This is a genomic window from Phaeobacter sp. A36a-5a, from assembly GCF_037911135.1.
Lineage (GTDB): Bacteria > Pseudomonadota > Alphaproteobacteria > Rhodobacterales > Rhodobacteraceae > Phaeobacter > Phaeobacter bryozoorum.
The window spans coordinates 1,782,792-1,797,286 of sequence record NZ_JBBLYU010000001.1; the positions used below are offsets into that span (position 1 = coordinate 1,782,792).

The 14,495-nt window shown below is 61.9% G+C and carries 12 protein-coding genes; 6 read left to right on the plus strand and 6 right to left on the minus strand.

Annotated elements, in window-relative coordinates; all coding sequences use genetic code 11:
- Positions 1-157: 157 nt before the first annotated feature.
- From ccmI to WLQ66_RS08295, 3 genes are read left to right on the plus strand one after another with little or no spacing between them, the layout of a single operon-like run.
- A complete protein-coding gene (gene ccmI / locus WLQ66_RS08285; RefSeq protein ID WP_340545856.1) occupies positions 158-1,408 on the plus strand; it encodes a c-type cytochrome biogenesis protein CcmI in 1,251 nt (416 codons plus the stop codon).
- A complete protein-coding gene (gene ruvX / locus WLQ66_RS08290; RefSeq protein ID WP_340545857.1) occupies positions 1,405-1,878 on the plus strand; it encodes a Holliday junction resolvase RuvX in 474 nt (157 codons plus the stop codon). Before ccmI ends, ruvX begins: the two co-directional genes overlap by 4 nt.
- A gap of 5 nt (positions 1,879-1,883) precedes the next feature.
- A complete protein-coding gene (locus tag WLQ66_RS08295; protein WP_340545858.1) occupies positions 1,884-2,117 on the plus strand; it encodes a DUF1289 domain-containing protein in 234 nt (77 codons plus the stop codon).
- A 171-nt stretch (positions 2,118-2,288) separates the two neighbouring features.
- Here the strand turns inward: WLQ66_RS08295 and WLQ66_RS08300 are convergent, their stop codons facing one another.
- The 3 genes from WLQ66_RS08300 to dusA all read right to left on the minus strand — a co-directional run bounded on the left by WLQ66_RS08300 (position 2,289) and on the right by dusA (position 5,208).
- Entirely contained in the window at positions 2,289-3,080 is a 792-nt protein-coding gene (locus tag WLQ66_RS08300; protein WP_340545859.1) for a hypothetical protein, read from the minus strand.
- Between the two features lie 25 nt (positions 3,081-3,105).
- Positions 3,106-3,972 (minus strand): sulfite exporter TauE/SafE family protein, encoded by an 867-nt coding sequence (locus WLQ66_RS08305; RefSeq protein WP_340545860.1) that lies wholly within the window; start codon positions 3,970-3,972, stop codon positions 3,106-3,108.
- Positions 3,973-4,185: 213 nt separating this feature from the next.
- Positions 4,186-5,208: a tRNA dihydrouridine(20/20a) synthase DusA gene (dusA, locus tag WLQ66_RS08310; protein WP_340545861.1), complete on the minus strand. Its 1,023-nt coding sequence runs from the start codon at positions 5,206-5,208 to the stop codon at positions 4,186-4,188.
- Positions 5,209-5,592: 384 nt separating this feature from the next.
- Here dusA and WLQ66_RS08315 point away from each other — a divergent pair, with 384 nt between their 5' ends.
- Positions 5,593-9,261, plus strand: coding sequence for a DUF2891 family protein (locus WLQ66_RS08315; protein ID WP_340545862.1), 3,669 nt, complete (start codon positions 5,593-5,595; stop codon positions 9,259-9,261).
- An 83-nt stretch (positions 9,262-9,344) separates the two neighbouring features.
- Here the strand turns inward: WLQ66_RS08315 and WLQ66_RS08320 are convergent, their stop codons facing one another.
- Positions 9,345-10,019: a Crp/Fnr family transcriptional regulator gene (locus WLQ66_RS08320; RefSeq protein ID WP_374015617.1), complete on the minus strand. Its 675-nt coding sequence runs from the start codon at positions 10,017-10,019 to the stop codon at positions 9,345-9,347.
- Between the two features lie 144 nt (positions 10,020-10,163).
- On the opposite strand from WLQ66_RS08320, the gene WLQ66_RS08325 reads away from it, so the two are divergent.
- Positions 10,164-10,631 carry a hypothetical protein gene (locus tag WLQ66_RS08325; protein ID WP_340545864.1) on the plus strand — a complete coding sequence of 156 codons (468 nt, stop codon included), beginning with the start codon at positions 10,164-10,166 and terminating at the stop codon, positions 10,629-10,631.
- A 20-nt stretch (positions 10,632-10,651) separates the two neighbouring features.
- Positions 10,652-10,825: a DUF1328 domain-containing protein gene (locus tag WLQ66_RS08330; protein WP_340545865.1), complete on the plus strand. Its 174-nt coding sequence runs from the start codon at positions 10,652-10,654 to the stop codon at positions 10,823-10,825.
- Positions 10,826-10,966: 141 nt separating this feature from the next.
- Here WLQ66_RS08330 and WLQ66_RS08335 read toward each other — a convergent pair whose 3' ends face one another.
- Positions 10,967-13,606 carry a hybrid sensor histidine kinase/response regulator gene (locus WLQ66_RS08335; protein WP_340545866.1) on the minus strand — a complete coding sequence of 880 codons (2,640 nt, stop codon included), beginning with the start codon at positions 13,604-13,606 and terminating at the stop codon, positions 10,967-10,969.
- Positions 13,607-13,638: 32 nt separating this feature from the next.
- The gene (locus tag WLQ66_RS08340; protein WP_340545867.1) at positions 13,639-14,163 is read right to left on the minus strand and encodes a putative pterin-binding protein; all 525 of its coding nucleotides are present in this window, start codon (positions 14,161-14,163) and stop codon (positions 13,639-13,641) included.
- Positions 14,164-14,495: the final 332 nt, after the last annotated feature.

Sequence of the window (14,495 nt, forward strand, 5' to 3'; positions counted from 1 at the left end):
CTATGCCAGCCAGTTTGCCCGAAGCTGTAGGCTGAGCTTTGCCTGTGCTTTGGCGCGCAGGCGGCCCTCCGACCAGCCGGGACAGCGCGCCGCAGCAGTTAGGCCTTTTTTCCGCGCCTGCGCCCCTATACATGAGTGTGAAACTGCGGGAGCCGCCATGACCTTCTGGATTGTCATCAGTCTTATCACGCTGGCCACGGCCATTCTGCTGTCCCTTGTGCTACTGCGGGGCCGTGACAGCGGCGCGCCTGCTGCGGCCTATGATCTTCAGGTCTATCGCCAGCAGCTGCGCGACGTGGACAAGGATCTGGCGCGTGGCGTGCTGCAGGAGGGTGACGCCGAACGGGTCCGCACAGAGATTTCGCGCCGCATCCTGACCGCCGATGCCCAGGCGCAGGCCGCCGCCACCGGCCGCTCGCAGCCGCGCCTGCTGACCGGCGCAACCGCTGTTGTGCTGACCGCTGGGATCTGCGCCGGCACCTATCTGCTCTATGCCAATCTCGGGGCACCCGGATACAGCGATCTGGGCCTGCAGCTGCGGATTGATGCCGCCGCCGAACGCGCCGCCAGCCGCCCCTCGCAGGCCGAAGCCGAGGCCGATGCCCCGGCCCGCCCCGAACGCGTGGTGGAACCCGGATATGCGACCCTGGTCGATCAGCTGCGCGAAACCGCCGCCGCCCGCACCAACGACGCCCAGGGCCAGGCGCTGCTCGCCCAGCATGAGGCGAACCTCGGCAATTTCGCCGCCGCCGCACAGGCCAAGGCCAATTACATCCGCATCATGTCCGGCGACGTCGAGGCGCGCGATTTCGGCGAGCTGGCAGAGCTGCAGATCATGGCCGCAGGCGGCTATGTCTCCCCAGAGGCCGAGGACGCCCTGCGCACCGCACTGACGCTCAACCGCTTTGATGGCGGCGCGCGCTACTACTGGGGGCTGATGATGGCGCAGATCGGCCGCCCGGACCTCGCCTATGAGGTCTGGAGCGAGACCCTGGCCATGGGCCCGGAGGGCGCCCCCTGGATCACCGCCATCTCCGCCCAGATCGAGGATATCGCCTATCGCGCCGGGGTCGACTATACGCCGATCGCCCCGGGCAGCAGACCGGCCCCCGGCGGACCCCCGGCGCTCTCGGGTCCCAGCCAGGACGATATCGCCGCGGCCGGGGAGATGAGCGCGCAGGAACGCCAGCAGATGATCCGCGGCATGGTCGAGGGGCTGTCGCAGCGGCTGGCCGACAGCGGCGGCACACCGCAGGAATGGGCGCGGCTGATCGGCGCCCTTGCCGTGCTGCAAGAGACCGAGCGCGCGCAGGCGATCTACGCGGAGGCACAAGAGGTCTTTGCCGAGATGCCAGAGGCGCTCGCCACCATCACCGAAGCCGCGAAAAATGCAGGACTGACCCAATGATCCATGACGACTTCGAAGCCTTCGCCGCAGCCGTCCCCGCCTTCACCCCGATTGCGGGGCTGGATTTTGGCGACAAAACCGTTGGTGTCGCCATCTCCGACCGTATGGGCACCGTGGCGACGCCGCTGGAAACCATCCGGCGCAAGAAATTCACCCTGGATGCCGACCGCCTGTTCGAGATCGTCAAGACCCGAGAGGTCGGCGCCCTGCTGCTGGGGCTGCCGCGCAATATGGACGGCTCCGAAGGGCCGCGCTGCCAGAAAACCCGCGCCTTTGCCCGCAATCTGGCCAAGCTGACCGAACTGCCGATCGGCTTCTGGGACGAAAGGTTGAGCACGGTCGCCGCCGAAAGGGCGCTTCTGGAGGCGGATACGAGCCGAAAGCGTCGCGCAGAGGTGATCGACCATGTTGCCGCATCGTATATCCTGCAAGGGGCGCTGGATCGCATGCGCCATATCAAGGCGGGATAAAACGCATGAGTGACGAGGTCTGGAAACGTGACGAGGTGCAGTCCCCCTGCATCCAAATCTGTGTCGTCCACCCCGAGGCGCGGATCTGCACCGGCTGCTATCGCTCCATCGACGAAATCACCCGCTGGTCAAAGATGAGCAACGAAGAACGCGCCGAGCTGCTCGCAGCCCTGCCCGACCGCGCCAAGGAGCTGACCAAGCGCCGCGGCGGCCGCAGCGCCCGCCTAAACCGCAGCTAACGCGGCGCGCGGCACATGTCTCGCGGCAACGGATAACGGGCTGACAGCGCTCGGCTTTTGCCCGCCAATGGTTGCGCACGCCCCGGTAACCTTCTGAAAATCATGCGGAACAACTGCTGACCCATTGTTTCGCACGCGAAACATTCAGGCAGGGATGCTGACCTTTCCCGGCTAGCCCTCCGCCAGCCACCTCTGGGTCCAATCCGCCAGCTCGGGGCGGAAATAGGCGATCATGCGCCCCTCTTCGGGGGCGCTGGCCCCCTCGGCCCATGGCGCGACACCATGCAGGCACAGCCGGTGCATCAGATAGGCCTCACCGGGGCGGGCTGAAACCGTGATCCTTGGGCAGGTGTCAAACACCTCCCGGCGGGCAGCGGTATAGGCGTCGGTCACATCCACCTCGCCCCATTGCTGCGCAGGGACGCCCTGAAACAGCGCTGCAAAGGCGCGGCGCATGATCACATGGCTGCCCTCCCAGATCACCAGCGGCGAAGCATCGGGACTGCTGACATTCAGCGGCAGCCCCAGCACCCAGGCATGGGGTTCCTCGACCCGGCGGCGGCGGGTCTCCCCGAACATCTTCACCCCGTCCACATGCGCCGCGTCGCGGTTGATCCGGTAGCGCAGCGCCGCCTCCCCCTCACCGGGGCGCGGCCGTGGATAGCCCGGAAAGACAGAGGAGACCTGCGCGCGATGCAGATCCGGCAGGCCGCCAAGATGGGCGCTGATGAAGTCGATGGCGGGGCCGGCCAGCGGCGGCCCCTCCGGCAGCTGGCCGCGCCCGTCATTGGGCAGCGCATCAACACCGATGAACCAGGTGCCCTCACATTGCAGCCAGTCGGCATTGGTCGGATCGTTAAGGGCCCGGATCCCGGCCTGATGGGCGTGGCGCGCCCAGGCCAATGTGGCAGCATGGGCCGGAAAATCACACCACCCCTTTGTCAAGAACCGCTGCCAATCCATTGCAAAACCTTACCAATACCTGAAATCAGAAACCCAGAGACTTGCGCAGCATATTGAGCGCAACAAGGATCAGAAAGACTGCAAACACCCGTTTCAGCGGTTTCGGATCCATCGCATGGGCCAGCTTCACCCCCCAGGGGGCGGTGATCAGCGTCATCGCGATCACCACCACAAAGGCAACCATATTGACCGCCCCCAGCGTCAGCGGCGGGCGCGTCGACGGATCAATCGGCAGGAACAGAAAGCCAATCACCGACGGCACCGCGATGATCACACCAAAGCCCGCCGCCGTGGCCACAGCCCGGTGAATAGGCGTTGCATGCAGGCTCATCAATGGCACGCCAAAACTGCCGCCGCCGATGCCCATCAGCACCGACAGGAACCCGACCATGGGGGACAGGATGATGCGGCGCGCGCCCTTGGGCATCTCGTTGCCCAGCCGCCAATCTGAGCGGCCAAAGGCCATGTAACAGCCAATCACCAGCGCCAGCACGCCAAACAGCGCCTGCAATGTGGTTGACCGCAAAGAGGCCGCAACCGTGACTCCGACGATGGCGCCGATGGCAATTCCCGGCCCCCAGCCGCGCAGGATGTCCCAATCCACGGCACCCTTCTTGTTGTGGCTCATCACCGAGCGCAGAGAGGTCACGATGATCGTCGCCAGAGACGTTGCCAGACACATCTGCATCAGCTGGTCGCCCCCATAGCCCAGCGTCTGAAACACGTAGAAAAACGCAGGTACCAGAACGATGCCGCCACCAACCCCCAGCAGGCCCGCCAGAACCCCGGCCACCGCGCCTGTCACGATCAAGAGACCGGCCATCTGCGCCAGCACGGCAGGCTCCGGCCACAGGGTGGCAGTGGTCACAAGACTGGTTGTCAGGGCTGACATCGGCGGCTCTCCTCTTACCCGGATCAGCGGCCGCAGACCGCCCCCATCCGCAGCGGATATGGGCGGCTGTCTTGCGCTGACATTCCCATCCCCTAGCATGGGCGGGCAAAAATTGTCTCAGGAATTCGTGCGGCTTAGCAGCCAATGGCGGTGACCCGTGGTCGCAGGGCTGCGCCGGTGGATCCGCGCCCTGCCCCTCCGCGCGCCGGTGGATCAGGCCGCGAGGCCTGTCACCTGCTCCAGGGCGGTCTGCACCAACCTTGTATCTGCGCCCGGTCGGCTGGCGCCTTCGGACAGCACCCGCCGCCAATTGCGCGCTCCCGGACGGCCTGCAAACAGCCCCAGCATATGCCGGGTGATCTGATGCAATCGCGCACCTTGCGCCATCTGATCGTCGATATACCCCAGCATCTGCCCGACAACCGCGACCGGATCGGTTCCGCTGCCGCTGCCAAAAATGAGCGGATCCGCCTGTGACAGGATATCGCTGGGCTGATGATAGGCGGCGCGACCGATCATTACGCCGTCAAGGCCCCGTTCCAGATGCAGGAGCGCATCCTCCAGACGTGCGACCCCTCCGTTGAGCGAGATATGCAGCTGCGGGAATTCCGCCTTCATCTGATGCACGATCTCGTAGTCGAGGGGCGGGATATCGCGGTTTTCCTTGGGGCTCAGTCCCTTTAGCCAGGCTTTGCGCGCGTGGATCGTCACCCGCTCGCAGCCCGCCGCCGCGATCTGTTCAAGAAAGGCAGGCAGCACCTCCTGCGGGTCCTGGTCATCAACGCCAATGCGGCATTTCACCGTCACCTCGACATCGACCTTTGCCCGCATCGCAGCAACACAATCGGCCACCAGATCCGGCGTTTTCATCAGCACGGCGCCAAAGGCCCCCGACTGCACCCGGTCGCTCGGGCAGCCACAGTTGAGATTGATCTCATCATAGCCCGCCTCGGCGCCGAACACGGCAGCCTGCGCCAGCTCCTCCGGGTCAGAGCCGCCCAGTTGCAGCGCCACCGGATGCTCTTCGGCACTGAAGTCCAACAGATGCAACGCCCCGCCCCGCACCAAGGCAGGTGCCGTTACCATCTCGGTATAAAGCAGCGCCTCACGGCTCAGCAGCCGGTGCAGATACCGGCAATGGCGGTCGGTCCAGTCCATCATGGGCGCCACAGAAAGACGCGCCGCGTTCCGAACTTCGGAAAACCTTATTTCTTCTTGGTTTTTCGAGTTTTCCATTGTCACCGTTTCCCTCGATCTGGCCCGATTCAGCCCCGTTATCGGGTGCGGCGCTACAGACTGTAGCACCGACGGCGCCGTGTAGCACTGTTTCCACCCCAAGTTCCAGCACCCGCCTGCAAGCGCTGCTAAGCCAATGCCCCCATCTGTTCTGCCCCTGACGACGATAGCGGACTGATCAGCTGGGGCCGATCAAATGGATTGGGCGCGTTCTGGAAACAGTCCGGGTTTTCTAGAAAAATTTAGCTAAACATTGACCATCATTATTAACCATTTCCGGGCAATTTGGCCCAATTTTCTCCGTAAATCTATTGATGCCCCGCTTTCGTGCTAGACGATTTGAAATCCGTTAATTCACGATTTCCGTTGTACGAAGGAAAGATGATGCCCGTAAATCCGGTGAGCCCCGTCAGAGGTACAGTCAACGCAGACACGATCATGGGCACGGCGGACGCGGATACGCTCGTTGGGCTGGGGGGCGACGACAGCCTGATCGGAGATGCGGGCAATGATTCACTTGTCGGCGGCAGCGGGAATGACACGCTGCGGGGGGGGCACGGCGACGATACCCTCATAGGCGGTGACGGCGATGACGAAATCGAGGGGCTATACGGCAATGATGTGATCGACACAGGCGCGGGCAATGACCATGTTTTTGGCCGCGACGGTGATGATCTTATCTTTGGGCGCAGTGGTGACGACCATCTGATTGGCAGCATTGGCACCGACACTGTCTATGGCGGCGACGGCAATGACGTGCTGGCCGGCAGCCAAGGCAATGATGAGATCCATGGCGGGAACGGAAACGACATCGCGTTCATCGGTACGTTCGAAGACTCCGACCGGATTTTCATGGATGCGGGCGATGATATTGTCGATGGCGCCCTGGCCGGTTCGTCGTTTTATGCAGAAGGCGGCTCGGGCAGCGACACGATGACCGCAGGTGTTGGCAACGACACGCTGCTGGGCGGCAGCGGAGATGACCTGCTGAGCGGCGGCAGCGGCAATGACCTGCTTTCCGGTGGCGGCGACAGCGATACAATTTCCGGCGGCGATGGCGACGATATCTTTCTGATCCAAGACGTGCCGGGCCGCCTGTTGATCACCGATTTCGGCGCAAATGGCGCTGCGGATATGATCGATCTGTCGGAGCTGACCGGCTATGGTTCAGCGGAGGCGGTGTCGTCCGGCATGACCTTCGGCCCCTATCAGACCACGTTGAACCTCAATGTCACCGGTGGGGAGCTGGTGATCACGATCCAGCATCAAACACCCCTGACGGCGGCGGATCTTGGGCTGTCGGGCGCCTTGACCGGTACCGACACCGGCGAAGGTCCGACCGAATTCGGCGGCGGTGATACCGGCAGCGGTGGCACAGGCCCCGACACACCTCCGCCTGATGTCGACACAGGCACCGGCACAGGCACAGGCGGAACTGGCGGAACTGGCGGAACTGGCGTCACCTATACGCTGGCCGGGCAGGACGCTGCTATATTCGTGGTTGATCCTGACACTGGCGATGTCTCCTATCAGGATTGGTTCACGCCAAATTACGAAGAGGTCTGGGACCTGGACCGGGACCATATCTATGAAATCTCTGTCATCGGGACCGATGCGAATGGTGCCGAAGTCAGCCAGCAGAATCTGGAACTGGTTGTCAGCGAAACCGGTGCCACCTGGCAGGACGCCACTGGCGACATCCCCAATCCTGGCAACGGCGGCTCGGATCAGCAAGACCCCGGTGCAGGCGTCTGGGAGGGGGAAAACGCTGCCGGTGTAACCTACACGCTGACGGGGCAGGACGCCGCGATATTCCTGGTTGATCCTGACAGCGGCGATGTCTCCTATCAGAGCTGGTTCACGCCCAACTACGAAGAGGTCTGGGATCTGGACCGGGACCATATCTATGAAATCTCCGTCATCGGGACCGATGCGAATGGTGCCGAAGTCAGCCAGCAGGACCTGGAACTGGTTGTCAGCGAAACCGGTGCCACCTGGCAGGAAGTCGGAGGAGACACCTCCGATCCTGACGACGGTGTTACCGACCCGGGTGATCCTGTGCTGGAGACGGATTACCTCAATGGCGATGCCGATGATGAGCTGTTGACCACCTTTGATGCGTTGGCCGACCGGTATCTTGACGCACGGGGTCATGCCACAGCGCCGATTTTCAATGGCTCGGTTGACTGGCATTCCAGCGTGCATGCTCATCTGGCCAATGTTGCGGCCTACGAGGCCACTGGCGATCAAGCCGGGTTGCAGGCCTTTGCCGATGACCGTTTTTCCGCCGAGGACGTGCAGGGCGAAATCGACCTCACCCATAACGACCCTTATGGCTGGGCGTGGCTGCTGAAACTGGACACCAAGCTTCAGGACAATGGCATCGACAACCTGGCACCTGCCGGTGATCATTTTGCCGCCGAACTGGAGGCCCGTCTGTCCCAGCGCATTGAAGCCGGAACTTCCGATGCGGGTACGGGCTCCTACGGTGATGCAAACTGGCAGATCGCAAATCTGATCCAATACGCCCAGCATCAGAACGATGCACCGGCTGAAGCGCGTTACATGCAGATGTTTGAGCAAATTCAGTCGGATACGAATGTATCCGGGGAGACGGAAATTGATGAGGGCGATTTCTTTTCGTCGCTTTCGCTCTCGGCCTATGCCCATGTGATTGCGGGAGAAACAGATACGGCGCTGTTTGACGACATCCATACCCAGATGTTGCAGAGCGTCACCGATGGTTCGCTTGCAGAGCTGCTGGATACCGAAGGTGCACGTCTGGATGCGGGGGTCGGGTTTTCGCATTCGGCTGGTATCGCGATCTCTTCGGCCTATGGCTATTGGGCGATGTTTGCCGAAACAGAGAACCCGGCCTTTTATCATGCCTATTCGAATGTTGTGGAATGGACCGAAACTTATGCTGCGGAAATGGGCGCCAACATCGGGCCTGGCCATTGGCTGCCGAACTTCGCGTCTTTTGCAGCCGACCTGCCGACGCAGCTGCCGGTGGCTGACCCGGATGGCAGCCTGACCACGCAGATTGATGACTGGGTGCCCGGCGCCGGCGGCGATGGTGCAGATATCCTGATCGGCGGCAATGACAATGATCTGCTTTCCGGAGGGGCGGGCGATGATCTGCTGGACGGCCAGGGCGGCAAGGATACCCTGGACGGCGGCACTGGCGATGACACCCTGCGTGCCGGTTTTGACGATGGCACCGGCGATGTCTTTATCGGTGGCGCGGGCAGAGATACCTATGACATCGCAAATTCCGATGTCAGCGTTTATGGGTTCAATATCGATCTCCGAGATGGCACGGATCAATACGGCAATACCTACTCGGGTATCGAGAACATTCTGGGCAGCGATACGAATGATCGGTTGCTTGGCAACGGCTCGCGCAACTATCTGCATGGCGGCAATGGCAATGACACGCTTTCCGGGCGGTATGGCGCTGATGTGCTCGACGGCGGCAACGGCAAGGACATCCTGCGTGGCGGCCACGGCAACGACACGTTGCGCGCGGGTTTTGACGACGGAACCGGCGACGTGTTTGATGGTGGCGCGGGGAGCGATACCTATGACATCGCGAATTCAGATGTTCGCGGCTATGGCTTCAACATTGATCTCAACACGGGAACGGATCAGTACCACAACAGCTACACCCGCATTGAAAACATTCTGGGCGGCACCGCCGATGACACATTGCGTGGCGACGATGCGGACAACTACCTGAATGGCGGCGACGGCGATGATATCCTCAATGGCCGCGCGGGTGACGATGTTCTGACCGGCGGCGCAGGGAACGACGTCTTTGCCGTGACGGCGGATACCGGGTCAGTGCAGATCACCGACTTTGGGCAAAACGGCGACGCTGATCAGATTGATGTCTCTGCTCTGACTTCTTTCTTCGCCGATCCCCAAGCCCTGATGGCAGCCTTGAGCCATTCCGACGGGCAGACCAGCTTCAATATTGAGCTTGATGAGGGAACCAGACTGGTGACGATCCAATCCGATCAGGAGCTTGAGGAAGAAGACTTCATCTTCTGATCGGGAGAATGGCAGGCAGGGTTCGAAAGCTGCTGCGGTCGCGTTAGGCGCCGCACCCTGCCTGCGTCCAGGCCGCTGATCGGTCAGATCAGCGGGCGCGTTTCGGGTTTTTCCAGATCGACAAGCGCTAGGTCTGCCAGCGCCTGAAGATCCGTGATCGACAAGAGCCCGTTCTGCCATTCGGCAAGGCCCGCATCCCGCAGCACCTTAAGCCGCTTGTTGGTGTGGACCAGCGACAGACCGAGGGCATCCGCCAAATCCTGCTGACGATAGGCCAGCGGAACCGTATTGCCGACCTCAAGACCGACAGCGCGCAGCCGCAGGTAGATTTTCACCAGCGCCCAGGCAATCCGCTGCGAAGCGTCGCGCTGCCCGAGCGAAGCGATGGTCTCGCCGAGGAAATGCTCCTCCACGGCGGCGATCCAGGTCAGATCATAGGCCCGCGCCGGGTTCTGTTCAAACAGGCTAAAGGTCTCGGACCGGCGAAACACGCAGAGCGTCATTGCTGTTGTCGCCTCGACCGAATGTTTCATCTCCCCCATAAGACCGGCCTGCAAACCGATGAAATCACCAGGAAAAATAAAGTTGATCACCTGCCGACGGCCATTCTCCAACGTGGTGTAGCGGGTCCCCATCCCTTTTAGCACGGTGTAGAGCTGCGGGCTGTTTGACCCTTCCAGCAGGATCGTGGTGCCCGGATCGACAACCAGTTCGCCGGTCTTGAACCCTTGGGTAAACGCCAGCTCCTGCTCCGTCATCGGCGTGAACACATCACGATGCCGCAGGGGACAATCTTTGCAATCGGTGGTCGACACTGGATTATTCCCTAAATGGTATGTCACAGATTAATGCGAGCAGGCTGAATTCGGCGCAGAATGCACGAAACGAAGGTCTATCAGCTTATGCAAGACGATGTTCCGGTCAATACGACCGCTGCGGAAACCCCAATTTATATCATTGCAACACAGGATCATCTGACCACCTGCGATATCTCAGATACAATTCATGAATGCGAGACCAACGCCGAGGTGCTGTGCCATCCGTCGATCGACGCGGCCATGCCGGATATCTGCAAGAGCCACACTCTGGCCGTGGTCTTTGCCGAGGTCGGCAGTGCACAGATCGACCAGCTGAAACTGGACGAGATCATTGCGGCGCGGTCTGGCACATTGGTTCTGATGGGCACCCGGGCTGAGGCTGAACTGGAGCTTGCCGACATAGGCACCTACCCCTGGCCCGTGCTGTTTCGCCCGTTTTCGGCGTCAATGATCAAGAGCTGGCTGACGCCGCGGCGCAAGGGGGCCAGGAAACCTGCCGGGAACAATTCGCAAGCTGAAACGTTGTCTCCTCATCTGCGGATCGTGGACTAACCTTTTGGAGGAGAGAGAGAATGCTTGGTTGGGCAATTACATTTCTGGTCGTGGCGCTGATCGCGGCCCTACTCGGATTTGGCGGCATCGCCGGGGCATCGGCAGGCATCGCCAAGATCCTGTTCTTCATATTCCTGGTGCTGTTCGTCGTGGCCATGGTCATGCGCGCACTCAAGGGTAAGCCGCCGGTCTAAACGCCGTCTGGCCAAATCCCGCCGGTTTAAGCCCCGCATGGGTCGGCATCTCATGACCTGATAGCCGGTGTTACATGTCTCGGCGCGCCAATACCCCTTCTGGGTCAGCGGCGCGCCGTTTTTGCTTTTGCACGCGGCTGCTCAGCCGGCCGCCTTGCCGGGAAGATATCCACCGATTTCCGCGCTCGCCTGTTCCCACTCGGCCATGAGGGGCATCAGATCGGGCATGGCGTCCATCTCCGAATGTTCAAGCGTCAGCAGGGCCTCCCGCAGCGCGGTAAAGCCCAGCACCGCGGCGGAACCAGCGAGCCTGTGTGCCTCCTGCCGGTGCGCCTGCCCCAGCTCATCTGCCGCGCGCAGATCGGTCAGGAACTGATCGACCTCGTCACTGTAGACGTGCAGGAACTGCGCCCCACGTTCAGCACCAAGCGCATGAAAAAATTGCGTTATATCCGATTGCCCCTCGGCTGGCTGCGGTGCAGGCTGCGCCATGGGCATTTGGCTGTGAGGCGCGGCAGGCAGCTGTGCGGGCGGCTGTCCGGCGACCTCTTTTACGGCGCTGCGTTGCATTCTGGCGCGGCGTGAAATCACCTCTGCCAATGCCTGCTTGCTCACCGGCTTGGTGACCACTTCGGCAAGCCCGCCTGCCAGGATTCGTGCGTGATCCTGCTGCCCGACATGGGCCGTCAGCGCGACAATCTGCGTGCCCTCCGCCAGCGCCTCGGCGCGGATGCGGCGGGTGGCCTCGATCCCGTCTACTTCAGGCATGCTGATGTCCATCAGGATCAGATCAAAATCCTCGCGCCGTGCGGCCTCCACCCCTTCGGCGCCCCCCTCGGCCAGCACCACCTCATGCCCAAGCGTGATCAGCATCCGTTCGACAAGAATACGATTGATTTCATTGTCTTCGACCACAAGGATCCGCGCGCACTGTGCCTCATCCGCGGCTGTATCGCCGGGCTGCGGAGACGTCTGTTCCGCATTCGCAATCAGCGGCGTATCGGGGGTCGCCTGACCGATCCGCCCGCGCCCGTCCGAGGCCGGCAGTGGCAGCGAAATGGTGAACAGGCTGCCCTCCCCCAGCTCACTTTCGCAGGTGATCTCGCCCCCCATCGACACCACGATACGACGGGTGATCGCAAGACCCAGACCGGTGCCTTCGCTGCTGCGCGCATAGCTGGCGTCCAGCCGGATGAAATCTTCAAAGATCCGGTCCAGATCATGCTCAGCGATGCCGGCCCCGGTGTCGGCAATGCAGATCTCCACGGTATCGCTGCCCCTCACCCGCAGCACGTCGATTGACACCGCGCCATCGGTGGTGAACTGCAACGCGTTTTCAACAAGGTTGACCAGCACCTTCTTCAGAGCGACGGGGCGGCCGAGGACTTCGTCACAGGGGCCAAGGCTGCAATGCAGGCTGAGATCGTTGCGGCCGCGGCGCGCCACGGCCTGATGGGAATCGACCAGTTCCTGCACCAGATCGCAAAGATCGAAGATGCGCTGATGTTCATATTCGACGCCGGTTTCCAGGTGTGACAGCTGCAGGACGTCGTTGACATGGGCCATCAGGCGATCGCCGGAGTCGCGGATCGCCGACAGGTATTCACGCTGATCAGCGGTGAGCGGCGTGCCGTCCAGCAGCTCAACCGCGCCCAGAACACCGGTAAGCGGCGTCCGCATTTCGTGGCTCATCACCGTGAGGAGATCCGCCTTTGCCCGTTCACCGGCCAGCGCCTCATCGCGGGCGCGCGTCAGCGCCTCCTCCGCGGCGATGCGGTCAGAAATATCGCGCAGGTAGCTGACAAAGACGGTTTCTTCTGCCGACTGGCTGGCCGTAATCGACAGTTCCACCGGAAAGACCTCGCCGGATTTACGCTTTGCTTCCAGCTGGATACGCCCCTGCCCGATGACCTTGGGCGTCGCCCCGGACCGATAGGCCTGCATGCCCTGCTCATGGGCGTCGCGCAGGTGATCGGGGACAATCAGATCCGCCATATCGGCGCCCGTCGCCTCGCCCCGCGAATAGCCAAAGATCGTCTCGGCGGCGCCGTTGACCTCCTGAATGCGCCCGTCGTCACCAACCACCAGAATGGCATCCAGCGATGATGTGATCATGGCGCGCATCCGGCTGACGGCAAAGCGTGTGCGCTCCGCCAGCCGCTTGCCGCGCTGGTAAAGCCGCCCCATCATCAATGCCGTCAGCCCCAGCGCCACACAGAGCGCGAGGACCACCCACGCCAGCCGGGACAGGATCGCAAAGAGGTTGAGGCGTTTCTCCTCGGTTGTGCGGGCATGTTCCGTCAACCCGGCCAGCGCCAGAACACGCAGATCGGCGCGATTGTCCCGCAGCATGTCCCGCACCTGGGGCAGCCCGAACAGGAGCGCCTCATCCGGGCCGTCGATATAGGTGATCAGCCGGTCGATCCGCGACATGACCCGCGCCAGAACCCGGGCGTTTTCGGGTTCGTCCCGCACCGGTTTGAAGGTGCGGCTTTCGCGGATGGTGGCGACCCGGCTGTAGAGGATGTCGAATTCGCGGCGGACCTGAGACAGATCCTGCTCACTCCGGGCGGAGAGCACCGCGTTTTCCAGTTTCAGCTGTTCGATTTCGGCCTGTGACAGGGTCCATTGCAGGCTGTCGGTGGCGGCGGTTGACAGGCCATCCAGACGCACCAGCACCTCGCGCCCCAGCCGAACGGACTGCACCGCGAGCAAGGCGAGAACCAAGCCCACGGTGATGAGGACGCTGCGCGACAGCAGAGGGTTTTCCCTGAGCCGCACCTATGAAAGACCTGTGCCTATGCCTGTTCGGGTCATTCGCCTATCGTGATCTCCTCAAGCTGCCAGATGCTGCGGGAATAAACCGCCTCGGTACGGTAGGTCGGATCGCTGTCGTAGGGGTAGACAATCCACAACGGGCCCTTGTCGCGGACCGACATTGTTGCGCCATTGCGCTCATAGGCGACCATTGGCCCGCCATTGGTGGCGTCTGAAACCGGAATCTCCACGGCATAATCGTTGATTGCCCGTGCCACGACGACACCGGCCTGATGTTGATCCACACCGACATGGGCCAGCAACGCAGCCAGGCTGACACCGGTAAAGGCCTGTTCGCCGGAGGTCCAGATGGTGCGGGTATCGAACTGGGCGACCGGCAGGCTGCGCAATTCATCCATCGAGAATACGAACTGCTGCGTATCGCCGCCGTTCTGGGGTTTGACGGCAACGGTCAGAACCGTCTCGCCGGATTGGGACGCCCGGGCGTCCTGAGGGGCCAGACCGCAGAGCAATGTGACCGCTGCAAGCAGGGCTACAATGTGGAGGTGCCAGTATTTCATCGCGTCTATCCTTTTGCCTGTGCCATTCCGCCGATTGCGGCCCCGCTACCGGGTGATGCACATTCTTGATCTGGGTCGAACCTGTCACAAACCGCCGTCCAGAGCATCTGTTCCTGCGGATAGACTGCTATTCTTTGGTATAGGATTCGTAACCAGCGCTGCATTTTTTTGGCAATTCCGGCCGATTTTATGCCTCCACGGCCGCAATTATGCGGGGAATACGCGCCTGTACAATGTTCCGGTAACCTCAAAAGGCGCCCCTGCACGCGCTGCGGTTGCGTGGAATTGACTTTTTATCAACCAAATTGAGGGTATGCTGACGTTCAGGCCGG